Genomic DNA, 24,006 nt, shown 5'->3' with positions numbered 1-24,006 from the left:
GGTGAGTCCGTTCATAGATGTGGACATTAGTCAGAAGAACGCACGCGTCGTCCTAGGGAGAGCCCGTGACGCCAGCCCCGCTCGCCGCACGTCTGCGCGTCCCCAGCGGACCACTGTTCTTCCCCGTCACCGCCTACGGCCCCGACGGCTCCCTCGACCTCGACACCTACCGCGCGCACGTGCGCCGCGGCATCGAGGCGGGGGCGGCGGCCGTCTTCGCCTGCTGCGGCACCGGGGAGTTCCACGCGCTCACCCCCGAGGAGTTCGAGACGTGCGTGCGCGCGGCCGTGGACGAGACGGCCGGACGCGTGCCCGTGGTCGCCGGCGCCGGCTACGGGACCGCGCTCGCGGTGCGCTACGCGCGTCTGGCGCAGGCCGCCGGGGCGGACGGGCTGCTCGCGATGCCGCCGTACCTCGTGGTCGCCGGCCAGGAGGGGCTGCTGCGGCACTACCGGGAGCTGGCCGCCGCGACCCCGCTGCCGGTGATCGTCTACCAGCGCGACAACGCCGTCCTGACGCCGGGGACGGCCGTCGCGCTGGCCCGCACCGACGGGATCATCGGGATCAAGGACGGGCTCGGCGACCTCGACCTCATGCAGCGCATCGTCAGCGCCGTCCGCACCGAGGCCCCCGGCGACTTCCTCTACTTCAACGGCCTGCCGACCGCCGAGCAGACCCAGCTCGCCTACGCCGCCATCGGCGTCACCCTCTACTCGTCCGCCGTGTTCTGCTTCGCCCCCGAGATCGCCCTCGCCTTCCACCGGGCGCTCGCCACCGGCGACGAGAGCACCGCGCACCGCCTCCTCGACGGCTTCTACCGCCCCTTCGTCGAACTGCGCGCCCGGGGCCGCGGCTACGCGGTCTCCCTCGTCAAGGCGGGCGTACGGCTGCGCGGCCTGGACGTGGGCGAGGTGCGGCCCCCGCTGCACGAACCCGACGAGGACCACGTCAAACAGCTCGCGCAGCTGATCGACCGCGGGTACGCGCTGCTGGAGGAGGACAAGTGAAGGCGTCGACGTTCGTCTACCCCTGGGACGTCAACGGCGACCCGGCGGCGCCGGACCGGATCGCCGCGCTCGGCGTCCGGCAGGTCACCCTGGCCGCCGCCTACCACTCCACCCGCGCCCTCACCCCCCGCCACCCCCGCCACCGCGTCGTCACCGCCGAGCACGCGGCCGTGCTGTACCCGGCCGGCAGCCGCTGGCACGGCCGCGCGCTGCGCCCGTACCCGGCCGGGGACTGGGCGCCCGGCGACGCGTACGGCGAGGCCGCCGGCGCGCTCGCACGGGCCGGCCTGGAGGTGCACAGCTGGGTCGTCCTCGCCCACAACTCCCGGCTGGGTGCCGAGCACCCGCGGACCTCCGTCGTCAACGCGTACGGCGACCGGTACCCGTGGGCCCCGTGCATCGCGCAGCCCGCCACGCGCGCGTACCTCGTCGACCTGGCCGCCGAGGCCGCCGTACGGCCCGGCGCGGCCGGCACCGAACTGGAGTCCCTCGGCTGGTACGGCCTCCAGCACCTGCACGCCCACGACAAGACCGGCGGGGTCGGGCTCGGCGAGGCCGGGCAGTACCTGATGTCGCTCTGCTTCTGCCCCGCCTGCCGGACCGGCTACGACGACCTGGGCCTGGACGCCGACGAGCTGGCGGCGGCGGTGCGGACCGCGCTGGAACCGGTGTGGCGGGGGCTGCCGGACGACGGGGGCTGGGCCGGCGTGGAGAAGCTGCTCGGCGCGGAGCCGGCGGCGGCCACGCGCGCGTGGCGGGACGCGACCGCCCGCTCGCTCCAGGAGGAGGCCGTCGCCGCCGTCCGCGCGGCGGCACCCGAGGGCTTCCAGGTGCTCCTGCACGCCGACCCGGTGTCCCACCGCGTCGGTGCCAACCCGGGCGTCGACCCCGCGCACATCCTGTCGGTGGCCGACGGCGTGGTCGTGCCCTGCGCGGGCGGTCCCGTGCTCCTGGAACCGTTCGCGCGGCAGCGCCGCGAGAACGCCGTGATCGCCGCCAACCTCACCGTCGTCTCCGGCATGGGCGGCAGCCCCGGCACGCTCGCCGAGGACGCGGCACGCGCGCGGGAGCTGGGCGCCACGGAGATCCGGCTGTACCACGCGGGACTGGCCTCGGACGCCGACCTGGAGGCGGTCCGCGAGGGACTCGCCGCGCTCTGATCCGGCGCGGCGGCGAGGGGGCGGGCCGGCAGCGGGGACGGGGCACGGGGTGCGGGCGCGGGTCGGCGGAGGGGTCGTCACCCCCGTGATCGCCGTGGGGCGCCGGGCCGCGGCGAGGAGGGGGTCCGCCCCGCGATGAGTCCGGGCCGCTCCGCCGGTCTTCCCTTCAGGCACCGACCCGGAGGAGCGACAGATGACCCACACCGACACAGACACCGAAACCGGCACCGGCACCGGCGGGACGGTCCTCGACCTCGGGGCGCAGGCCGAGGTGGTGGCCCGGCTCGCGGCGGCCGTGCGGGACGACCGGCTCGCGGACGGGACGCCCTGCCCCGCGTACGCGGTCCGCGACCTGCTGGGCCACCTCACCGGCCTCGCCGTCGCCTTCCGCGACGCCGCCCGCAAGGACCTCGGACCGACCACCGACACCCCTCCCGGCACCCCGCCCGACCTCGGCCCCGGCCGGCGCGAGGAGCTGCCCCGCGTCCTCGGCGAACTCGTCGAGGCCTGGCGGGAGCCCGCCGCCCGGACCGGCCTGACCCGCGCCGGCGGGATCGACCTGCCGGCCGAGGTCGCGATCGCCGTCGCGGTCGACGAACTGGTCGTCCACGGCTGGGACCTCGCCCGCGCCACCGGCCAGGACTACACCCCCGACCCGGCCGCGCTGCGGGCGTCCCACGCCTTCCTGCTGGCCGCCGCCGAGGACCCCGCCGGCGGCGCGGGCGTCTTCGGTCCCGTCGTACCGGTCCCGCCGGACGCCCCCCTCCTGGACCGCACGATCGGCCTGAGCGGCCGCGACCCGGCCTGGACCCCCGGGCGGGCGTGAGGGGGAGAGGGGCGGCGGAAGGGCGTGGCCCCGGCGGGGACGGGCGCACGACCGTGGCCCGTGCGGGGCACGGCCGCCCGGCCGGGTGCGCCCCGCACGCGCCCCGCCCCGGTCTGCCCGGCCAGGTCCGGCTCGCCTTGTCCCGGTCGGCTCGCCCCCGGTCCGGTCCGCTCATCCGGTTCGCCCGCCCCGCCCCGGCGCGGTCCGGTCTGTTGGCCGCGGATCAGGTCCGGCCCGCCCCGCCCCTGCCCGCTCGCCCGCGCCGCCCGGCCCGCCCCGGTCCGCTCATAGGCTGCCGCGGAAGTCCCGTCGGCGGCACCCGCGGCACCCGCGTGGCACCGCCGCAGCACTCCGGGGCGGCGTCGTGGACGCCTCCGCCGAAGAAACCGTAGACGGACGTGATCCGGGCGCGGTCCGGCGGCGTGGTACGTACCCTCCCTCCATGCCCCTCAGCCTCACCGTCCTCGGTACCGCCTCTCCGCACCCCGGGCCGGGACGGCCCTGCTCCGGCTACCTGGTGCGGGGCGGGGGCGCCGAGGTGTGGGTGGACGCCGGACCGGGGACGTTCGCCGAGTTGCAGAGGCACACGGATCCGCGGCGGCTCACCGCGATCTGGATCTCGCACCTGCACGCCGATCACAGCGCGGACCTCCTCGCCGCCGCCTACGCCTTCGCGTTCGGCGGCATGACCCCGCCGGCCCCGGTGCCGGTGTACGCGCCGCGCGACTGCGCCCGGCGCCTGGCGGGCTTCCTCGGCCGGCCGGACGTGCGCTTCCTGGACGGGATCCTCGACTTCAGGCCGCTGCACGACGGGCACACCGTCCGCCACGGGAACCTGCGCCTCACCTCCCGCGCGGTGCTCCACGGCACCGAGGCGTACGGGCTGCGCGCCGCGTGCCAGGGCAGCGTGCTCGCCTACTCGGGAGACAGCGGACCGTGCGAGGCGCTCGCCGAACTCGCGCGGGGAGCCGACCTGTTCCTGTGCGAGGCCGACATCGACGCACATGGCGAAAGCGAACAGCGGGTGCACCTGACTCCGGAGGACGCCGGCGCCTGTGCGAAGGGCGCGCGGGAACTGCTCGTCACCCACGTGGGACCCACCCTCACCCGGGAGGCCGCGGCCGACCGCGCCGCACCGGTCTTCGGCGGGCGGACCGCCGCCGCGCGCGAGGGCGAGACCTTCTCCCTCTGACGGGGCGGGGAGAAGCAACCTCGACTTCCTCTGTCAGAAGCATTGACGAAACACAGCGCCCCTCCTACCTTCATCCCGTCGTACTTCGTACGTCATATATGAGACGCGATACGCGAGATCAGATACGCGACACCGAGAGGCGCGCATGACCTCTGTGCCCACGCCGATCCCCTCCCGCACGCAGTACGTGCTGGAGGAGATCAAACGCCGCATCCTCACCGGGCAGCTGACCCCTGGCCAGGCGCTGGTCGAGACCGAGCTGGCCGCGCAGTTCGGGGTCTCCAAGACCCCGGTGCGCGAGGCGCTCAAGACCCTGGCCGGCACCGGACTGGTCGTCATGAGCCAGTACAAGGGCGTCACGGTGCGCATGGTGGACGCGGACATGGCGCGCGAGGTCTACGACGTGCGACTGCTCCTCGAACCCGAGGCGCTGAAGCGGGCCGTGCGCCGCGGTGCCTCCCTGGACGCCGCCCGCGCGGCGCTCACCATGGCCGACGAGGCGACCGACACCGCCGAACGCTCCCTGGCCAACCGGGAGTTCCACCGCGCGCTGTACCTGCCGTGCGGCAACCCGCTGCTCGGCCGGATGCTCGACGAGGTCCGCGACCAGGCCGCCCTGGTCTCGGCCGTCGCCTGGGCCGCCTCCCCCTCCTGGGAGCGGGAGGCGGGCGAGCACCGCGAGATCCTGCGGCTCGCCCTGGGCGGCGACGCCGACGGCGCGGCCCGCGCCCTGCACGCCCACATCGCGTCGTTCGTCCACCGGGCGTTCCCCGGCACCCAGGCAGAGGAAGGTCAGGAATGAGCAGCGTGGCGTTCGAGACCCAACGTGCGGCGCTCGCCGACGTCGTGGCCATCCCGGTGACCCCGTTCGCCGAGGACGGCTCCGTCGACCGGGACGTCCACCGGGCCCTGCTGCGCCGTCTGCTCGACGGCGGGATCAGGACCCTCACCCCCAACGGCAACACCGGCGAGTTCTACGCCCTCACCCCCGAGGAGCGCCGTCTCGTCACGGAACTGACGATCGAGGAGACCGGGGACCGCGCGGTGGTCCTGGTCGGCGTCGGACACGACGTGCCCACCGCCGTCGCCTCCGCCCGGCACGCCCGTGAACTCGGTGCGGGCATGGTGATGGTCCACCAGCCCGTGCACCCCTACGTCTCGCAGAGCGGCTGGGTCGACTACCACCGTGCCATCGCCGAGGCGGTGCCCGAGCTGGGCGTCGTCCCCTACATCCGCAACGCGCAGCTCGCCGGCGCCCGCCTCGCCGAACTCGCCGACGCCTGCCCGAACGTGATCGGCGTGAAGTACGCCGTCCCGGACGCCTCCCGGTTCGCCGCGTTCGCCCGGGACGCGGGTCTCGAGCGGTTCGTCTGGGTGGCCGGCCTCGCCGAGCCGTACGCCCCCTCCTACTTCTCCGCCGGCGCCACCGGATTCACCTCGGGGCTGGTGAACGTCGCCCCGGCCGTCTCGCTGAACATGCTCGAGGCGCTGCGGTCCGGCGACTACCCGGCCGCGATGAAGGTCTGGGAGCAGATCCGCCGCTTCGAGGAACTGCGCGCGGCCAACGGCTCCGCCAACAACGTCACCGTCGTCAAGGAGGCCCTCGCCTCCCTCGGCCTGTGCCGCCGCGAGGTCCGCCCGCCGAGCCGGCCGCTGCCCGAGGCGGACCGCGCCGAGGTCGCCGCCATCGCCGCGGGGTGGTCCATATGACCGAGCCCGTCCGCAGGCGCCCCGAGGACCTGCGCAGCCACCAGTGGTACGGCACGGAGGGCCTGCGCTCCTTCAGCCACCGCGCCCGCACCCGCCAGCTCGGTTACCTGCCCGAGGAGCACCTCGGCAAGCCGGTGATCGCGATCCTCAACACCTGGTCGGACATCAACCCCTGCCACGTGCACCTGCGGGACCGGGCGCAGGCCGTCAAGCGGGGCGTGTGGCAGGCGGGCGGCTTCCCGCTGGAGTTCCCGGTCTCCACCCTCAGCGAGACCTTCCAGAAGCCGACCCCCATGCTCTACCGCAACATGCTGGCGATGGAGACCGAGGAGCTGCTGCGGTCCTACCCGGTGGACGGCGCCGTCCTGATGGGAGGCTGCGACAAGACCACCCCCGCCCTCCTCATGGGCGCCGCCAGCGTCGACCTGCCGGCCGTCTTCGTGCCCGCCGGCCCGATGCTGCCGGGCCACTGGCGCAACGAGGTCCTCGGATCCGGCACCGACATGTGGAAGTACTGGGACGACAAGCGGGCCGGCCTGATCGGCGACTGCGAGATGGCCGAGCTGGAGAACGGCCTGGCCCGCTCGCCCGGTCACTGCATGACGATGGGGACGGCGTCCACGCTGACGGCGGCCGCCGAGGCGCTCGGCGTCACCGTCCCCGGCGCCTCCAGCATCCCGGCCGTGGACTCCGGGCACGACCGGATGGCCGCGAAGGCCGGCATGGCGATCGTCGACCTCGTCCACCGGGACCGCAGGCTGTCGGGCATCCTGACCCGCGACGCCTTCGAGGACGCGGTGACGACCGTCCTCGGCCTCGGCGGCTCCACCAACGCCGTCATCCACCTGATCGCCATGGCGGGGCGGGCGGGGGTCAAGCTCACGCTGGACGACTTCGACCGCATCGCCCGCACGGTCCCGGTCCTCGCCAACGTCCGGCCCGGCGGACAGAAGTACCTGATGGAGGACTTCCACTTCGCCGGCGGTCTGCCCGGGTTCCTCTCCCGCATCCCCGACCTGCTCCACCTGGAGCGGCCGACCGTGTCGTACGACACGATGCGCGAGCAGCTCGCCGGCGCGCAGGTGCACCACGACGACGTCATCCGGCCGCGGGACAACCCGGTCGCGGCCGAGGGCGGGGTCGCCGTCCTGCGCGGCAACCTCTGCCCGGACGGCGCGGTCATCAAGCACATCTCGGCCGAGCCGCACCTGCTCAAGCACACCGGCCCCGCGGTCGTCTTCGACGACTACCGGACCATGCAGCGCACCATCAACGACCCGGAGCTCGGCATCACCGCCGACAGCGTGCTGGTCCTGCGCAACGCCGGCCCCAAGGGCGGTCCGGGCATGCCCGAGTACGGCATGCTGCCCATCCCCGACCACCTGCTCCGGCAGGGCGTGCGCGACATGGTCCGCATCTCCGACGCCCGGATGAGCGGGACGAGCTACGGCGCGTGCGTGCTCCACGTGGCGCCCGAGTCCTACGTGGGCGGCCCCCTCGCCCTGGTCCGCACCGGTGACCTGATCACCCTCGACGTCGAGGCCCGCACCCTCCACCTCCAGGTGGACGACGAGGAGCTGGAGCGGCGCAGGGCCGACTGGACGCCGCCGCCCGACCGCTACGAACGCGGCTACGGCGCGCTCTACAACGAACAGATCACCCAGGCCGACACCGGCTGCGACTTCGAGTTCCTGGCCCGTCCGGGCACCGTGCGGGACCCCTACGCGGGCTGACCCGCACCACGGAACCACCTCGACACACCCCTGTCCGGGGAGAAAGCGCTTCCTGCACCACGAGAACACCGCGCGACCACCACCCGAGCACCTCGCGTACCGCGCCGCACCACGCCAGCACGACGTACGACGACGTACCCAGAAACGGAGAACAGTCATGGCCCAAGCCGCAGCCGTGGCGAAACCGCCCGCGCCAGCCCGGCGGCGCCGTGCCTCCGCCACGCCGCGCAGGCTGCCGTACCTGCTGATCGCGCCGGCGGCCCTGCTCATGCTGGGCTTCATCGCCTACCCGGTCATCAGCGTCTTCTACTACAGCCTGCAGAACTACAACCCCACCAAACCGTGGCGCAACGGCTACGCGGGCTTCGACAACTTCGTCCACGCCTTCACCGACGACCCGGTGTTCTGGGACACGCTCACCTTCAGCGCCAAGTGGGTGTTCGTCGAGGTCGGGCTCCAGCTGCTGTTCGGCCTGGCCCTCGCGCTCATCGTCAACCAGACCTTCGTGGGCCGCTCGCTCGGCCGCGCCCTGGTCTTCTCCCCGTGGGCCGTCTCCGGCGTGCTGACCTCCGCGATCTGGGTGCTGCTCTACAACTCCCAGACCGGCATCACCCGTTACCTCGCGGACATGGGCATCGGCAGCTACGGCACCAGCTGGCTGTCGGACACCTCGACGGTCTTCCCGGCCGCGGTCGTCGCCGACCTGTGGCGCGGCGTCCCCTTCTTCGCGATCCTCATCCTCGCCGACCTCCAGTCCGTCTCGAAGGACCTGTACGAGGCCGCAGAGGTCGACGGGGCGAGCCGGCTGAAGCAGTTCTGGCACATCACGCTGCCCCACCTGAAGGACGCGATCGTCCTGTCCACGCTGCTGCGCGCGGTGTGGGAGTTCAACAACGTCGACCTGCTCTACACCCTGACCGGCGGCGGGCCCGCGGGCGAGACCACCACGCTGCCCCTCTACATCGCCAACACCTCCGTGGACGCCCACAACTTCGGCTACGCGTCCGCCCTGACCACCGTCGCGTTCGTGATCCTGCTCTTCTGCTCGATGGTCTACCTGAGGCTGAGCAAGTTCGGAAGTGAGGCCAAGTGATCACCAAGGAGGCCACCGAGGCGGCGCCCACCCCCGTGAGCGTCCCCGTCGCGTCCGAGCCGGACCCGCGCGGCCGCAAGAACCGCGCCTGGGACGAGGCCCCGCGCTGGCAGATCTACCTGCCGCTGTCGATCTACCTCGTCTTCACGCTGATCCCCTTCTACTGGATCCTGCTGTTCGCGCTGCGCCCGGCCGGCTCCACCTCGCTCCTGCCCTGGCCGATCACCTTCGACCACTTCGAGAAGGTCTGGACGGACCGCAGCTTCGGCACCTACTTCCAGAACAGCCTGCTCGTCGGCGTCGCCACCCTGCTGACGACGACCCTCGTCGCGCTGGCCGGCGGCTACGCCCTCGCCCGCTTCGACTTCAAGGTCAAGCGCGCCTTCATGCTGGCCCTGCTCTGCTCCCAGTTCGTGCCGGGCGCGCTGCTCCTGGTCCCGCTGTTCGAGATCTTCGCCGAACTCCAGATGATCAACTCGCTGACCAGCGTGATCATCGCCGAGACGGTGTTCCAGCTGCCGCTGTCGATGATCCTGATCAGCAACTTCATCAAGAACGTGCCGTACTCCCTGGAGGAGGCGGCCTGGGTCGACGGGTGCAACCGGCTCACGGCCTTCCGCATCGTCGTCCTGCCGCTGCTGCGGCCCGGTCTGATCGCCGTCGGCTCCTTCGCCTTCGTGCACTCCTGGAACCACTTCCTGTTCGCCCTGATGTTCCTCAACAACCAGAGCAAGCAGACCATCCCGGTCGGCCTCAACACCCTGATGAGCGCGGACAGCGTCGACCTCGGCGCCCTCGCCGCCGGCGGCATCATCGCCGCCGTCCCGGTGGTGCTCGTCTTCGCCTTCATCCAGAAGTGGCTGATCACCGGCTTCAGCGCGGGGGCGGTGAAGGGATGAGCGACCGTCACCCCGCCGTCGCCGGCCGCGCCCACACCCCGCACACGGCGCACGGCCCCGGGACGGCACACGGAGCGGGCGAGGGGAGGATCCCGTGAGCACCCCCGAACCGCTGACCATGGGCACCCCGCCGAGCACGGCGGACGCCGGCGTCCCGGTCGTCCTCGCCGGTGCCCGCGGCCACGGCCGCTGGCACCTGGAGAACATCCGCCGTCTCCAGGACAAGGGCATCGTCCGCCTCGCGGGCGTCTGCGAGCTGACCCCGCTCACCCCCGGCGAGCTCCCCCAGGGCCTCGGTGCGCCCGAGCAGTCCGCCGACTTCGGCGAGCTGCTGGACCGCACCGGCGCCCGGGTCGCCGTCGTCTGCACCCCGATCCCCACCCACACCGACCTGGCGCTGACCGCGGCCCGCAAGGGCGTGCACCTGCTGCTGGAGAAGCCGCCGGCGCCGTCCTACGCGGAGTTCCGCCGGATGGCCGACGGGGTCGCCGAGGCGGGCGTGGCCTGCCAGGTCGGCTTCCAGTCGCTCGGCTCGCACGCCCTGCCCGCGGTCCGCCGGATGATCGGCGACGGGGTGATCGGCGAGGTCACCGGGGTCGGCGGGGCCGGCGCCTGGGCCCGCCCGGAGGCCTACTTCCGGCGCGCGCCCTGGGCCGGGAAGCGGCGGCTGAACGGCGTCGACGTGATCGACGGCGCCCTCACCAACCCGCTCGCGCACGCCGTGGCCACCGCGCTGGCGCTGGCCGGCGTCACCCGCGCCGAGGACGTCACCGGCATCGAGACCGAACTGGCGCACGCCAACGCCATCGAGTCCGACGACACCTCCTGCGTGCGGATCACCACCGCCGGCGGACGCCCCGTCGTCGTCGCCGCGACCCTGTGCGCGGAGGACCCCGACGACCCGTACGTCGTCGTCCACGGCAGCCAGGGCCGGATCACCTTCTGGTACAAGCAGGACCGCGTCCTGCTCCAGCGCGGCGGCCACGGCCCCGAGGAGTTCGAGTACGGCCGCACCGACCTGCTGGAGAACCTCGTCGACCACCTCACCGACGGCGCCGACCTGCTGGTCCCGCCGGCCGCGACCGAGGCGTTCATGCGGGTCGTCGAGGCGATCCGGGTCGCCCCCGACCCGCTCGAACTGCCCGAGGGGGCCTGGCACCGGCTCCCCGGCGAGGACCGCCGGGTCGTCCCCGGCGTCGACGGCCTGGTCGCCGCCGCCGCCGACGCCCTCTCCCTCTTCTCCGAGCTGGGCGCCGCCTGGGCGCCCCCGACCACACGTCAGGAAGGGGTGGACACCTGATGGCACAGGATCCCGACGCACCCGTCGTGCTGCGGGTCGCGGGCCGCCCGGTCGGCCACTACGTCACCCGGCCCGAGCTGCCCGACCGGCTCTCCCCGCGCCCCTTCCTGCACCCGGTCACCACCCTGGCCGGCACGGCCGTCACCGAACTGAGCCCCGCCGACCACATCCACCACCTCGGCGTCGGTGTCGCCGTTCCCGACGTCGAGGGGCACAACTTCTGGGGCGGCCGCACCTACGTCCGCGACCGGGGCCCGACCGAACTCGACAACCACGGCGTCCAGCGGCACACCGGCTTCCCCCTGTGCGACCCCGACGGCTTCGTGGAGGAGCTGCGCTGGACGGCCGCCGGAACCGAGCTGCTGCGCGAGCGCCGTACGGTCGCGGCCACCGGGCTCACCGACACCGCCTGGGCCCTGGACCTCACCTTCTCCCTCACCAACGCCACCGCGGCCCCGGTGACCATCGGCAGCCCGGCGACCAACGGGCGCCCCGGCGCGGCCTACGGCGGCTTCTTCTGGCGCGCCCGCAAGGAGGACCGGGCCCCCGACGTCTTCACCGCCACCGCCGAGGGAGAGGCCGGGGTGCACGGCGGACGCGCCGACTGGCTCGCCCTGACCGGCCGGGACTGGACGCTGGTGTTCGCGGGCGCCACCGACGCCACCCGCCGCGACCCCTGGTTCGTGCGCACCGCCGAGTACCCCGGCGTCGGCTCCTCGCTCGCCTGCGCCGAGCGGCTCGTGATCGCCCCCGGCGACACCGCCGTCCGCCGCGTCGTCACCGTCGTCGCCGACGGCCGTCTCGGCCGCGACGAGGCGGCCGCCCTCGCCCGGAAGGCGGTCGCCCAGTGACGGACGTGGCCGTGACCGGCGCGACGTACGAGAACCCGGTCCTGAACGCCGACTGGTCCGACCCGGACGTGGTGTGCGTCGGCGACGACTTCTACCTCACCGCCTCCAGCTTCGGCCGCGCCCCCGGCCTGCCGCTGCTGCACTCCCGCGACCTGGTCGACTGGACCCTGGTCGGGCACGCCCTCGAACGCCTCGAACCGGAGGCCGCGTTCACCTCCCCGCGCCACGACTGCGGGGTCTGGGCGCCCTCGCTGCGCCACCACGACGACCGCTTCTGGATCTTCTGGGGCGACCCCGACCAGGGCATCTTCCAGGTCAACGCCCCGGAGATCACCGGACCTTGGACCCGGCCCCACCTGCTGAAGGAGGGCCGGGGCCTGATCGACCCCTGCCCCCTGTGGGACACGGAGACCGGCGAGGCGTATCTGGTCCACGCCTGGGCGAAGTCCCGCTCCGGGATCAAGAACCGCCTCACCGGCCACCGGATGCACCCCGACGGCACCTCGCTCCTCGACGACGGCGAGGTGATCGTCGACGGGGACCGCCTCCCCGGCTGGTTCACCCTCGAGGGGCCCAAGCTCTACCGGCACGACGGCTGGTTCTGGATCCTCGCCCCGGCCGGCGGGGTGGAGACCGGCTGGCAGGGCGCCTTCCGCTCCCGGGACTTCCTCGGCCCCTACGAGGAGAGGATCGTCCTGGAGCAGAAGGACACCGACGTCAACGGCCCCCACCAGGGCGGCTGGGTGCGCACCCCGTCCGGCGAGGACTGGTTCCTGCACTTCCAGCAGCGCGGCGCGTACGGCAGGGTCGTGCACCTCCAGCCGATGCGCTGGGCGGCCGACGGCTGGCCGGTGCTCGGGGACGACGGCGCCCCCGTCACCGTGCACCGCAGGCCCGCCCTGCCCCCGCAGCCCGCCGCCGCGCCCGCCACCGACGACGACTTCCCCGGCGGACGGTTCGGCCGGCAGTGGCAGTGGACGGCCAATCCCCCGGCTCCGCCCGGGCCGGGGGACCCCCACGACGGGTGGGCCGTCCGGCACACGGGCGACGGACTGCGCCTGTCCTGCGTCCGCACGGCCGACGCGCACGACCTGCGCAGGCTGCCCCACGTGCTCACCCAGCGGCTGCCCGGCACCCCGTCGGCCGTCGAGGTGGAGCTGGAGCTGCACGACGAGGAGCCCGGAGCACGGGCCGGACTCGCGGTGCTCGGGGACGCCTTCGCCTGGATCGGGCTGCAGCGCGGCACCGACGGCGCGGTCCACCTGGTGCACCGCTTCGCCGAGGCGGCCGCCGGGAGGGAACGGGACGCCGCCCACCCGCGGCCCGCCCCGCACGGCAGGGTCCGGCTGCGCGTCGAGGCCGGCGCCGGCGCCCGCTGCCGTTTCGCCTACGACCTCGGCGACGGCCCGCGCCGCAGCGGGCCCGTCTTCGCCGCCACCCCCTGGCGCTGGGTCGGCGCCCTGCTCGGTCTGTTCGCCCTGGCGCCCGAGGGACCGGGCCGTCCCGGGACCGCCACGTTCACCCGCTTCAGGATCAGCCCCCTCTAACCCACCGCAACGGTCAGTCTGTCGGGAGCCGCAATGACGCACTTCCCCAGCAAGCACTCGTCGAGACCCGGCGCCGCCGCGGCCGGCCGGACCGCCGCGCCGGTCCTCGGCGTGGCCGGCGTGGTCGGCTCCGCTCCGGCCACCGCCGACGGCGGGGCGGTCACCGTCACCGCTGCGGCCTCCCGCGCGGCGCGTACGGCGTGCGCCGCGGGTGAGCCGAACATCTTGCCGCAGGGGACTGGACAGGGCCGCCCCGGCACCGTCATCGTCTACGGCACGCCTGTGACGTACGGGAGTCCGACCGGCGGTGCCACGGTCCGGATCGCGGCCCACGACGTCACCGCCCGCCCCCTCGTTCGCGGCGACGGCCTCGGCGACGACCTCGACGAGGCCGCGCACGAGCCGGACGCCGGGCGGGCGCCGGCGGCGGGGACGACCGGCGACCGGACCGTCCTCCAGGACACCGCCTCCCCGCCCGGCCGGGCCACCCCGGTCACCGACGGCCCCCGGCCGGACGCGGCCACCGGCGTCCGCGTCCACGCCCGCCGCTCCCAAGGCGGCACCGACCACCTCGGGGACACCGGCGACCGGGCTCCCCACGCCCGCCGCTGACCCCGCGCGCCCCCACATGCCCGCACAGCCCGTTGGATCCAGAAGAGAAGAAGAAGAGAGCCGACCAATGAAGATCAGCATTCGCAGAAACAGGCGCGCCGCCACGGCCGTAGCCCTGGGGGCCGCGCTCGCCCTGACCGCCACCGCCTGCGGTGACGACGGCAGCGGTGCCGGCGGGGACAAGGGGTCCGACGGCAGCGGCAAGGGCAAGATCGTCTTCTGGGACAACAACGGCGGTGTCCGCACCGACATCTGGAAGCAGGTCATCGCCGACTTCGAGAAGGCCAACCCCGACATCGACGTCGAGTACGTCGGCATCGCCTCCACCGAGTACCAGTCCAAGGTCGACACCGCCATCCAGGGCGGCGGCCTGCCGGACGTCGGCGGCATCACGGCGTCGATGGCGGCGTCGATCGCGGCGCAGGACGCCCTGGAGCCGCTGGACGGCCGCCTCGCCAAGTCGTCCCTGAACGGTGAGCTCAACAAGTCCATGGTCGAGTCGCTGAAGTCCGCCGGCGGCGGCGACGCGCTCTACTCGGTCCCGACCTCCGCCAACAACGGCGTCCTCTACTACCGCACCGACCTGTTCAAGGCGGCGGGGCTGGCCGAGCCGACCACCTGGGACGCGTTCTACACGGCGGCGGAGAAGCTGACGAACACCGGCAAGAACCAGTTCGGGTACACCATCCGCGGCGGCGCCGGATCCATCGCCCAGGCGCTGGACGCGATGTACGGGCAGAGCGGGATCACCTCGTTCTGGAACGGCGACAAGACCACCGTCAACGACCCGAAGAACGTCGAGGCGCTGGAGAAGTACGCGGCCCTCTACAAGAAGGTCACCCCGGCCGCCGACCTCAACAACGACTTCACCAAGATGGTCGCCCAGTGGGACTCGGGCACCATCGGCATGCTGAACCACAACCTGGGCTCGTACCAGGACCACGTGAAGGCGTTCGGCGCCGACAAGTTCCGGGGCATCCCGCAGCCGGTCGGCGCCTCCGGCAAGCGGGTGCAGGTGTCCAACCCGGTCGACGGCATCGGCATGTTCAAGAGCTCGAAGAACAAGGACGCCGCCTGGAAGTTCATCGAGTTCGCCACCTCGCAGGCGGAGAACTCGAAGTTCAACGAGTCGGCCGGCCAGGTGCCGTCGAACACCGCGGCGGCGAACGACGCCTGGATCGCCAAGGCCGAGCCGACCAAGCTGGCCGCGCAGGCGCTGTCGGACGGGTCCACGACGATCGTGCAGCTGCCGTACTACCTGCCGGACTGGGGCACCATCTCCAAGTCCGACAACGAGCCCAACTTCCAGAAGGTCCTGCTGGGCAAGCTCACCGCCAAGCAGTTCCTGGACACCCTCGCTGAGCAGCTGAACGAGGCGCAGGCGGAGTGGAAGGAACAGAAGGGCTAGGCCTTCCTCCCGCCGCACGGCGGCCGGCCGCGGCGTCCCGCCGGGGCCGGCCGCGATCCCCGCGGCGGAACCGACCGCCGCTTCCGCGGCGGGACCGGCCGTGGATTCCGCGGCGCAGCCGCACCCGCGCACCGTCCCGCGCCCCGGCAGGGGCGCGGGCCCCTCCCCGTGAGACATCCCTGTGCGAAAGGCGCACCCCCGTGTCCCTCACCCGCAGACAGGTCACCTCGGCGGCCCTCGCCGCCGTCCCCCTCGCCGCCGCGGCCACCGGCACCGCCCGGGCCGCGGGGCGTCCCCGCACCCTCTACATCGCCGGTGACTCCACCGCCGCCCAGAAGTACGCCGACGCGGCGCCCGAGACCGGCTGGGGCATGGCGCTGCCGTTCTTCCTGCACAAGGACCGGCCGGTCGCCAACCACGCGGTGAACGGCCGCAGTTCCAAGAGCTTCGTCGACGAGGGACGGCTGGACGTCATCCTCGCGTCGATCCGTCCGGGGGACTTCCTCCTGATCCAGTTCGCGCACAACGACGAGAAGACCACCGACCCGGCCCGCTACACCGAGCCCTGGACGACGTACCAGGACCACCTGCGGCTGTACGTCGACGGGGCGCGCTCCCGCGGGGCGCGGCCCGTGCTGGCGACGGCCGTGGAGCGCCGCCGCTTCGACGCGGCCGGCGACGCGCTGCCCACGCACGGCGACTACCCGGCGGCGATGCGCGCCCTCGCCGCGCAGGAGGACGTCGCGCTCCTCGACCTCCAGGCCCTGTCGCTCGCGCTGTGGCAGAAGCTCGGGGCGGAGGAGACCAAGCGGTACTTCAACTGGACCGACACCGAGCAGGACAACACGCACTTCAATCCGCCGGGCGCGATCGCCGTGGCCCGGCTCGTCGCCGCCGAGCTGCTGCGCCGCCGGGTGCTGACGGCGCGCGACGTGCGCCGGCTGGACACCGAGATCCCGGAGTCGTGGATCACCTGGCCCCCGGCCACCGCCTGACACACCCCCTCCCGCGAAAGAGAGAGCGCACAATGAGCACACAGAGATGGCATGGGCATGCCACAAAGACCGCCCTCGTGGTCGGCTGCACCGCCCTCGCCCTGACGGTCACCGGCACCCCCGCCCAGGCCCACTCCGCCCGTGACGTCGCCCGGCAGACCCTGCCGGCCGGCGACGGCTGGGCGTCCTACGGGACCGGCACCACCGGCGGTGCCGCCGCCGACGCCGAGAACGTCCACACCGTCACCACCTGGGCGGAGTTCAGGGCCGCCCTGGAGGCCGGCGGCACCGCACCGAGGATCATCAAGGTCAAGGGCACGATCGACGCCGTCTCGGAAGGGTGCGACGCCTTCGCCGCGCCCGGCTACGACTTCGACGCCTACCTCGCCGCGTACGCGCCCGAGGTGTGGGGCCTGGACACCGACCTGAGCGCCGAGCCCGCGGACAGCCCCGAGGGCCTGCGGCGCGCCTCGGCCGCCGCCCAGGACACGGCGATCAAGGTGAACGTCCCGTCCAACACCACCATCATCGGCGTCGGCAGGAACGCGGGCATCAAGGGTGCCAGCCTCCAGATCAAGGCCGTCGACAACGTGATCGTCCGCAACCTCGCCTTCGAGAGCCCCATCGACTGCTTCCCGCAGTGGGACCCCACCGACGGCTCGAAGGGCAACTGGAACTCCGAGTACGACACCGCCGTCGTCTACGGGTCCACGCACGTGTGGCTGGACCACAACACGTTCACCGACGGCTCCCACCCCGACAGCGCCGCGCCGACCTACTTCGGCATGCTCTACCAGCAGCACGACGGCGAACTGGACATCGTGCGCGGCTCGAACCACGTCACCGCCTCCTGGAACGTCTTCACCGAGCACGACAAGACGATCCTCATCGGCAACAGCGACAGCGAGTCCACGGCCGTGGGCGACCGGGGCAAGCTGAAGGTCACCTTCCACCACAACCTGTTCTCGAAGCTCGTCGAGCGCGCGCCCCGCGTCCGCTTCGGACAGGTCGACTCCTACAACAACCACTTCGTCGCCGACGCCGACTACTCCTACAGCTTCGGCATCGGCAAGGAGTCCCAGCTCGTCGCCCAGCACAACGCGTTCACGCTGCCCGCCGGCGTCAGCGCCGCGAAGGCGCTGAAGAAGTGGAGCGAGGCGCCGGTCACCGCCGACGACAACTACGTCAACGGCAAGCGCGTCGACCTGATCGCCGTGCACAACGCGGAGATCCCCGCCGAGACCCTCCGGTCCGGCGCGGGCTGGACGCCCACCCTGCGCACCAAGGTCGACCCCGCGAAGGCCGTCCCCGGCATCGTCAAGGGCCGGGCCGGCGCCGGAAAGATCTGCTGACCCGCACCACCCGCACCGCTCGCACGACCCGTATGACCCGCACCACCCGCACCACAGAGCACCGCACCGTGTGGGCCGGGGCCCCGCCGCCCCGGCCCGCACACCCACCCCCCCCCACCCGAGGTCCGCATCCCACGAGCCGCACGAGCCGCACCCCGAAGGAGCACCCGCATGCCCTCGCCCCACGTCCAGCTCCCCCTGTCCCGACGGGGTTTCCTCCTGGCGAGCGCCGGTGCGGGCGCCGCCCTCGGCCTGGCGGCCGGCCCCGTCAGGGCCGCCGCCCGCCGGCCGTTCGGCCGCTTCGGCTCCCCGTCCGCCCGCCTCACCCCGGGGACCCTCTACGTCGACGCGCGCGGACGCGGGGACCACACCTCGGTCCGGGACGCCGTGGCCGCCGCCACCGGGACCGGCCGCACCCTCGTCATCGCCCCCGGCACCTACCGGGAGACCGTCGCGGTCGACACCACCCGCACCGGGGCGACGTGGATCGGCGCCTCGGAGAACCCCCGCGACGTGGTGATCGTGTACGACAACGCGGCCGGCACCCCCAAGCCCGGCGGCGGCACCTACGGCACCACCGGCTCGGCCACCACCACCGTGCAGGCCGACGGCTTCACCGCCCGCTGGATCACCTTCGCCAACGACTGGCTGCGCGCCGACCACCCCGGCGTCACCGGCACCCAGGCCGTCGCGATCAAGGTCCAGGGCGACCGCTCCGCCTTCCACCACTGCCGCTTCCTCGGCCACCAGGACACCCTCTACGCCGACTCGACCGCCCTCGGCACCTTCGCCCGGCAGTACTTCTCCCACTGCTACGCCGAGGGGGACGTCGACTTCGTCTTCGGCCGGGCCACCGCCGTCTTCGAGCACTGCCACTTCCGCACCCTGCGCCGCACGGACCTCACCGCCGCCCCCTACGGCTTCGTCTTCGCGCCCTCCACGGCAGGCGCCAACCCCCGCGGCTACCTGGTGACCGGCGGCCGGGTCACGAGCGAGGCCCCGGACGCCTTCTACAAGCTGGCCCGCCCCTGGGTGCCCAGCTCCGACACCACCGCCCGCCCCATGCTCACCGTCCGCGACACCCACCTCGGCCCCGGCATCGACGCGGTCGCGCCCTACACGAACATGTCGGCCTCCTTCCCCTGGCAGGACCAGCGGTTCGCCGAGTACCGCAACTCCGGACCGGGCGCGGTCGTCACCGTCCCCGAGAACCGGCCCCAGCTCACCCCCGAGCAGGCCGCGTCGGCGACCCGGTCGGCCCACCTCGGGGACTGGCGGCCCTGGAAGGAGACCTGCTGACATGCGCAGGCGCACCCTCCTCGCGGGCATCGCCGCCGGGACCCTGACCGCGGCGGCCCCCGCCCACGCGAGCCCGCGCCGCGTCCTGCACGTGCGCCCCGGCGACTCCGTCCAGGCCGCCGTGGACGCCGTCACCGGGCCCGGCTGGACGATCGTCGTGCACCCCGGCACGTACCGCGAAGTCGTCGGCGTCCCCGCGGACAAGGCGGAGCTGACCCTGCGGGGCGCCTCGCGCGACGCCCGCGCCGCCGTCCTCGTCTTCGACAACGCCAACGGCACGACGAGACCCGACGGCACCACGTACGGCACCGCCGGCTCCGCCACCTTCACCTCCGCCGCCCCCGGCCTGACCGTGCGCGACCTCACCCTCGCCAACGACTGGCTGCGCGCCGACCACCCCGACGTCACCGGCACCCAGGCGGTGGCCGCGTACGTCACCGGCGACCGCTCCCGCTTCGACAACGTGCGCTTCCTGGCCCACCAGGACACCCTCTTCGCGGACACCACCGCCCTGGACGCCTTCGACCGGCAGTACTACCACCGCTGTCACCTCCAGGGCGACGTCGACTTCGTCTTCGGACGGGCACGCGCCGTCTTCGACGCCTGCCGCTTCCACACCCTCCGGCGGGACGTCGCCTTCACCCCCAAGGGCATGGTCTTCGCCCCGGCCACCGCCCGCGCCAACCCCTACGGCTTCCTCGCCGTCCGCGGCCGGATCACCTCCGGCGCCGAGGACGGGGCGTACAAACTGGCCCGGCCCTGGGTGCCGTCGTACGAGACGACCGCCTGGCCCTCCCTCGTCGTCCGGGACACCTGGATCGGGCCCGGCATCGACGCGGCCGCCCCGTACACGAACATGCGCGAGGCCTATCCCTGGCAGACGATGCGCTTCCGCGAGTACGGCAACACGGGACCCGGCGCGGTGATCTCCGAGCCCGGCGACCGGCCGCAGCTCACGCCCGCCGAGGCGGCCGTCCACACCCGGCGCTCCTACCTCGGGGACTGGAGGCCGTACGAGCGTGCGTGAACCGGTGGGCCGGCGGGCGTTCGTGGCCGGGACGGGGGCGGCCCTGCCGGCCGGGGGAGCCGCCGGCGGTGCGTGCGGCGGTCGTCGCCGGTCCGCCGTCGGGGCGACCATGGACTGACCGCGGCGAAAGTTCCGACAGCTTTTCGCACGGTCCGGCAACCCTTTCCGGCCACGGCGGCGACTGGTGGGAGGGAACGGGCCGGGGCGGTCCCCCCGGCCCGTTCCCCCACCATCCCTCCAGGAAAGGAACGCCCCGTGCGTTTGAGCACCGGACGCCACCGCAGGACGCGCACCCTCTCGATCGCCGCCGCGGTGGCCGTCGCCTCAGGGGCGGGCGGCGTCTACCTCGGCCTGACGGACGACGGCGCGCAGGCCGCGACGAGCACGGTCACCGTGTCGACCACCGCGCAGCTGGAGGCGGCCGTGAAGAACGCCGCCGCCGGCACCGTCATCCAGGTCCGCGGCGGCACCTACTACCCGACGGCCACCCTGAAGTCCACGGCGAGCGGCACCTCCTCGAACCGCATCACCCTGCGGGCGTACGGCACCGAGAAGGTGAAGATCGACGGTTCGAAGCTCCCGGCCGGCTCCTGGCTCGCCGGGATCTACGGCAGCTACTGGACCGTGCAGAACCTCACCTTCCAGAAGTCCCCGGCGCAGGGCTTCGTCGTGACCTCTTCCACCGGAGGTGTCTTCAGGAACCTGGTCACCGCCGGCAACGGCGACACCGGCTTCACCCTGCGCGGCGACGACACCGTCGGCAACCTCGTCCAGAACCTCGACAGCCACAGCAACTACGACGCCGCGAACCACGGCCAGAACGCGGACGGCATCGCCGTGAAGTTCGGCTCCGGCAGCGGCAACCGGATCACCGGCGCCCGTCTCTACAACAACTCCGACGACGGCCTCGACCTCTGGCAGTTCTCCACGGCGGTCACCATCGAGCACTCGTGGGCCTTCGGCAACGGCAAGAACCGCTGGGGCGACACCGCCTTCGAGGGCAACGGCAACGGGTTCAAGCTGGGCGGCGGGGGCGTCGTCGTCGCGCACGTCGTGAACGACAACGCGGCCTGGGACAACACGCTGAACGGGTTCACCGAGAACTCCAACCCCGGCGCGATCGTGCTGAACCGCAACACCACATACGCCAACGCGCAGGCCGGCTTCTACTTCGCGACCGGCAAGGCCCGCCTCGCCCGCAACCTCGCCGTGGCCGACAAGGGCGGCCGCGCGAAGCCGGGCCCCGCCACGGTGAGCGCCGCGAACAACTGGGACGCCGGCGTCGCCACCCCGGCGTTCAGGTCGACGGACGCGACGACGGCGTACGGAGCCCGCGCGGCGGACGGGTCGCTGCCGGCGACGACGTTCCTGACCACCGGGTCCACCACGATCGGCGCCGACATGGACTGAACCGGACAGCCGAACGCCCCCGCCGGTGACCGCCGGCGGGGGCGTTCTCGCGCCGGCCCGAGAGGGGCTCGGGCCGGCGCGCCGACAGGCCTACTTGTAGGTGATGTCGGACGAGGAGAACTTGCAGGTCTTGCCGTCGGCGCCGGTGCCCAGCTCGGTGGGCTCCTTGCCGGTGCTGTTGCCCTTGAAGCGGACGCAGGTCTTCGTCTTCTTCTTGGTGTCGCCCTGGATGCGGATCTTCGACAGGGTCGCGGTGTCGCCGTAGTTGGCGTTGACGCCGACGATGGCCTTCAGGGGCGCCACGATGTCGATGTCGCTCAGCACGACCGTGCGCTTGTACTGCGTCTTGCAGTTGCCGCACGAGCGGACCAGCTTGCCGGAGTTCTCCACCCGGAAGCCGGTCACGGTCAGCGTGCCGGCGCCGTTGAACTGGAGCACCTTGTCGGCGCCGTTCTTCGCGCCGCCGCCGATGACCTTGTAGACCGACGAGGCGGACTTGCCCTTGAAGCTGGCCGCGTCCTCGCCGACGTCCAGCCACCACACGTTCTGGAGCGTGCAGGAACCCTTGCAGTGGACGCCGTCGGCGGCCGGGGTGCCGATGATCACGTTCTTCAGGACGGCGCCGTCGGCGAGCTCGAAGATCGGGTCCTGGCCCTCCTCCTGGCCGCTGCCGCCCAGGGCGCCGGAGCCGACGAACTTCGTCAGCTTGCCGTCGTAGGTCCCCGACACCTTGATCGTCGACGAGACGGACTTGCTGCCGGTGGCGGTGGGCCACGCCGTCGCCGCGCCCGCGGACGAGAGCATCGTCGTGGTGACGATCGCCGCGCCCGAGACCGCGAGGGCGGCGGAGCCGGCGATCAGCGCCCGCCGCTTGGTGACCTTGCGACGGTGCCGGACGCGGGGCTGTGCTGGTGCAGTCATGTACCGGTTCCTCAAGTGGGTGGTGACTCTTGCGCTGTGTGGTCGTCACCGGTGAGGAAAGGGTTGCCGCTCCGCCGAAAGTTTTTTTCTCCGGATCCCGCGGCCGCTACGAGTCGCCCTCGTCGTCGTCCCGGGCCGCGAAGTCGCCGCCCACGGAACTCTCCCCGCCGTCGGACACGCCGGCCACCACGTAGCTGTCGTCCTTGGCGTCCCGGCCGCCGCGCTCGTGGTCGTACTGCCCGGCGAAGACCCACTCGCCCTCGGGGACCGTACGGCCCTCCTTGAGCACCCAGGTGTAGACGACGAAGCCGTCCCGCTCCTCGGCCGTGAAGGTGAAGTCGCCCTCGGGCAGCGAGCGCCAGGCACCCGCGGCGGACACCCCGCCGGTCTGCGCGACCTTCAGCTGCACGGTCAGCGCGGTGAGCCGCTCGGAGGTCTTGAACGTCACGTTGCTCTGCGCCCAGAATTCGTTGCTGTGCGGGTCCACCGAGCCGTCCGACCACAGCGGGCCGTCCTCGGTGTCGTCGACGGCCGGCAGCACGGCCGGGGCGGGCGCGGACGGCGACGCCGGCGCCGACACCGTCGGTGAGGCGCTCGGCTCGGGCTCGTCCTGCCCGCTGGCGCTCGGGTCGGGCGTCGGCTCCGGCGAGGCGGGCGGGCGGCTCGTCGCGTCCGGGGACTCCACCGGCGGCGGCGAGACGGCGACCGTCTGCTGCGACGGCGAGTCGTCCTTCACCGCGGACGCCACCGCGTAGCCGCCGACCGCGAGCATGCCCGCGACCGCGGCCGTGGCGCTCACGATCCGCGCCCAGCCCCACAGGGCCGGCCGGGTCGCCCGGTGGGCGCCGGGCCGTTCCTGCTCCACCATGCCGCGTTCGATCCGGGCGAGGATCCGCTCGCGGTTCGGCTCGTACGCCCCGGCCGCCTCGTGCAGCCGGGCGCGCAGCTCGCCGTGCCCGTCCCGCTGCGTCGTCATCGGTTCCTTCCTCCGGCCTCACCCGTGCGCGCCGCCATCACGGCGTGCACCTTCCGCGGACCCGACGGGGCGCCGAGCAGCTTCTGCAGCTCGGCCATCCCCTTCGAGGTCTGGCTCTTCACCGTACCCACCGAGACGCCCAGGGCGAGCGCGGTGTCCTTCTCCGAGAGGTCGAAGGCGTGCCGGAGCACCACACAGGCCCGTTTGCGGAACGGGAGTCTACGCAGCGCCGACTGGACGTCCACCACGCCCGCGACGTCCGGATTCTCCGTCTTCTCCTCGCGCTGCGACCAGAACAGGGCGATCCTGCGGCGCTCGCGGACCGCGCTGCGGATCCGGGTGCGGGCCAGATTGGCCACGACACCGCGCGCGTACGCCACCGGGTGGTCGGCCGCGCGGACCCGGTCCCAGCGGTGCCAGAGCGCGAGCAGCGCGTCCGCCGCCAGGTCGTCGGCCGCGTCGGCCTCGCCGGTCAGCAGATGGGCGAGGCGGGCCAGTTCGGCATGGTGGCGTTCGAAGAAGGCATGGAACTCCACGGAGGCGGCGTCGTCGACGACTGTGCCCACGAGTGACCTCTTCTCGATGCGGAATCCGCACCCCGGCGGGGGTGCGCGTTGTGCGTGTCATGTGAATGACATGGGGATGTCCCGGGGAGGTGGTCGGGACAAGATCCGGAGCGTAGCAGTGG

Annotated in this window: 22 protein-coding genes; 19 read left to right on the top strand and 3 right to left on the bottom strand. The window is 73.2% G+C overall.

Annotated features, from left to right (window positions below):
- Nucleotides 1–65: 65 nt before the first annotated feature.
- The 19 genes from ACZ5FU_RS23335 to ACZ5FU_RS23245 all read left to right on the top strand — a co-directional run bounded on the left by ACZ5FU_RS23335 (nucleotide 66) and on the right by ACZ5FU_RS23245 (nucleotide 21,421).
- Nucleotides 66–1,007, top strand: coding sequence for a 5-dehydro-4-deoxyglucarate dehydratase (locus ACZ5FU_RS23335; protein WP_451527984.1), 942 nt, complete (start codon nucleotides 66–68; stop codon nucleotides 1,005–1,007).
- Nucleotides 1,004–2,167, top strand: a complete 1,164-nt coding sequence (locus ACZ5FU_RS23330; RefSeq protein WP_469046542.1) for a hypothetical protein — start codon at nucleotides 1,004–1,006, stop codon at nucleotides 2,165–2,167. The genes ACZ5FU_RS23335 and ACZ5FU_RS23330 overlap by 4 nt, the downstream gene beginning before the upstream one ends.
- A 193-nt stretch (nucleotides 2,168–2,360) precedes the next feature.
- Nucleotides 2,361–2,993 carry a TIGR03086 family metal-binding protein gene (locus ACZ5FU_RS23325; RefSeq protein WP_468837565.1) on the top strand — a complete coding sequence of 211 codons (633 nt, stop codon included), beginning with the start codon at nucleotides 2,361–2,363 and terminating at the stop codon, nucleotides 2,991–2,993.
- 442 nt (nucleotides 2,994–3,435) lie between these two features.
- Nucleotides 3,436–4,185, top strand: a complete 750-nt coding sequence (locus tag ACZ5FU_RS23320; protein WP_468837563.1) for an MBL fold metallo-hydrolase — start codon at nucleotides 3,436–3,438, stop codon at nucleotides 4,183–4,185.
- A gap of 145 nt (nucleotides 4,186–4,330) precedes the next feature.
- On the top strand, nucleotides 4,331–4,987 hold the full coding sequence (locus ACZ5FU_RS23315; RefSeq protein ID WP_451527988.1) for a GntR family transcriptional regulator: 657 nt from the start codon (nucleotides 4,331–4,333) through the stop codon (nucleotides 4,985–4,987).
- Nucleotides 4,984–5,895: a dihydrodipicolinate synthase family protein gene (locus tag ACZ5FU_RS23310; protein WP_451527989.1), complete on the top strand. Its 912-nt coding sequence runs from the start codon at nucleotides 4,984–4,986 to the stop codon at nucleotides 5,893–5,895. The genes ACZ5FU_RS23315 and ACZ5FU_RS23310 overlap by 4 nt, the downstream gene beginning before the upstream one ends.
- On the top strand, nucleotides 5,892–7,628 hold the full coding sequence (araD, locus tag ACZ5FU_RS23305) for an L-arabinonate dehydratase (protein ID WP_451527990.1): 1,737 nt from the start codon (nucleotides 5,892–5,894) through the stop codon (nucleotides 7,626–7,628). The genes ACZ5FU_RS23310 and araD overlap by 4 nt, the downstream gene beginning before the upstream one ends.
- A 157-nt stretch (nucleotides 7,629–7,785) precedes the next feature.
- Nucleotides 7,786–8,721, top strand: a complete 936-nt coding sequence (locus ACZ5FU_RS23300; RefSeq protein WP_451527991.1) for a carbohydrate ABC transporter permease — start codon at nucleotides 7,786–7,788, stop codon at nucleotides 8,719–8,721.
- A complete protein-coding gene (locus ACZ5FU_RS23295; protein ID WP_451527992.1) occupies nucleotides 8,718–9,620 on the top strand; it encodes a carbohydrate ABC transporter permease in 903 nt (300 codons plus the stop codon). Before ACZ5FU_RS23300 ends, ACZ5FU_RS23295 begins: the two co-directional genes overlap by 4 nt.
- 118 nt (nucleotides 9,621–9,738) lie before the next feature.
- A complete protein-coding gene (locus ACZ5FU_RS23290) occupies nucleotides 9,739–10,920 on the top strand; it encodes a Gfo/Idh/MocA family protein (RefSeq protein WP_469046616.1) in 1,182 nt (393 codons plus the stop codon).
- A complete protein-coding gene (locus ACZ5FU_RS23285; RefSeq protein WP_451527994.1) occupies nucleotides 10,920–11,771 on the top strand; it encodes a DUF6807 domain-containing protein in 852 nt (283 codons plus the stop codon). Before ACZ5FU_RS23290 ends, ACZ5FU_RS23285 begins: the two co-directional genes overlap by 1 nt.
- A gap of 11 nt (nucleotides 11,772–11,782) precedes the next feature.
- Nucleotides 11,783–13,318 carry a glycoside hydrolase family 43 protein gene (locus tag ACZ5FU_RS23280; protein ID WP_468837656.1) on the top strand — a complete coding sequence of 512 codons (1,536 nt, stop codon included), beginning with the start codon at nucleotides 11,783–11,785 and terminating at the stop codon, nucleotides 13,316–13,318.
- A 33-nt stretch (nucleotides 13,319–13,351) separates the two neighbouring features.
- Nucleotides 13,352–13,930 (top strand): hypothetical protein, encoded by a 579-nt coding sequence (locus ACZ5FU_RS23275; RefSeq protein WP_468837560.1) that lies wholly within the window; start codon nucleotides 13,352–13,354, stop codon nucleotides 13,928–13,930.
- A 67-nt stretch (nucleotides 13,931–13,997) separates the two neighbouring features.
- Complete coding sequence (locus ACZ5FU_RS23270) at nucleotides 13,998–15,338, top strand: ABC transporter substrate-binding protein (RefSeq protein WP_451527996.1); 1,341 nt, start codon at nucleotides 13,998–14,000, stop codon at nucleotides 15,336–15,338.
- A 200-nt stretch (nucleotides 15,339–15,538) separates the two neighbouring features.
- The gene (locus ACZ5FU_RS23265; RefSeq protein WP_451527997.1) at nucleotides 15,539–16,333 is read left to right on the top strand and encodes a rhamnogalacturonan acetylesterase; all 795 of its coding nucleotides are present in this window, start codon (nucleotides 15,539–15,541) and stop codon (nucleotides 16,331–16,333) included.
- Nucleotides 16,334–16,365: 32 nt separating this feature from the next.
- The gene (locus ACZ5FU_RS23260; protein WP_451527998.1) at nucleotides 16,366–17,685 is read left to right on the top strand and encodes a pectate lyase family protein; all 1,320 of its coding nucleotides are present in this window, start codon (nucleotides 16,366–16,368) and stop codon (nucleotides 17,683–17,685) included.
- A 171-nt stretch (nucleotides 17,686–17,856) separates the two neighbouring features.
- Complete coding sequence (locus ACZ5FU_RS23255; RefSeq protein ID WP_451527999.1) at nucleotides 17,857–18,984, top strand: pectinesterase family protein; 1,128 nt, start codon at nucleotides 17,857–17,859, stop codon at nucleotides 18,982–18,984.
- A 1-nt stretch (nucleotide 18,985) separates the two neighbouring features.
- A complete protein-coding gene (locus ACZ5FU_RS23250) occupies nucleotides 18,986–20,011 on the top strand; it encodes a pectinesterase family protein (protein ID WP_469046540.1) in 1,026 nt (341 codons plus the stop codon).
- Nucleotides 20,012–20,266: 255 nt separating this feature from the next.
- Nucleotides 20,267–21,421, top strand: coding sequence for a right-handed parallel beta-helix repeat-containing protein (locus ACZ5FU_RS23245; RefSeq protein ID WP_469046538.1), 1,155 nt, complete (start codon nucleotides 20,267–20,269; stop codon nucleotides 21,419–21,421).
- A 90-nt stretch (nucleotides 21,422–21,511) separates the two neighbouring features.
- Here the strand turns inward: ACZ5FU_RS23245 and ACZ5FU_RS23240 are convergent, their stop codons facing one another.
- The 3 genes from ACZ5FU_RS23240 to ACZ5FU_RS23230 all read right to left on the bottom strand — a co-directional run bounded on the left by ACZ5FU_RS23240 (nucleotide 21,512) and on the right by ACZ5FU_RS23230 (nucleotide 23,884).
- The gene (locus ACZ5FU_RS23240; protein ID WP_451777076.1) at nucleotides 21,512–22,342 is read right to left on the bottom strand and encodes a pectate lyase; all 831 of its coding nucleotides are present in this window, start codon (nucleotides 22,340–22,342) and stop codon (nucleotides 21,512–21,514) included.
- Between the two features lie 106 nt (nucleotides 22,343–22,448).
- Entirely contained in the window at nucleotides 22,449–23,318 is an 870-nt protein-coding gene (locus tag ACZ5FU_RS23235) for a hypothetical protein (RefSeq protein ID WP_451528003.1), read from the bottom strand.
- Nucleotides 23,315–23,884, bottom strand: coding sequence for a SigE family RNA polymerase sigma factor (locus ACZ5FU_RS23230; protein WP_451528004.1), 570 nt, complete (start codon nucleotides 23,882–23,884; stop codon nucleotides 23,315–23,317). Before ACZ5FU_RS23230 ends, ACZ5FU_RS23235 begins: the two co-directional genes overlap by 4 nt.
- Nucleotides 23,885–24,006 lie beyond the last annotated feature (122 nt).

Source organism: Streptomyces sp. NPDC031554 (genome assembly GCF_055580685.1).
Note: the sequence above shows the minus strand (reverse complement) of the source record. Positions and strands in the feature narration are given on the sequence as shown.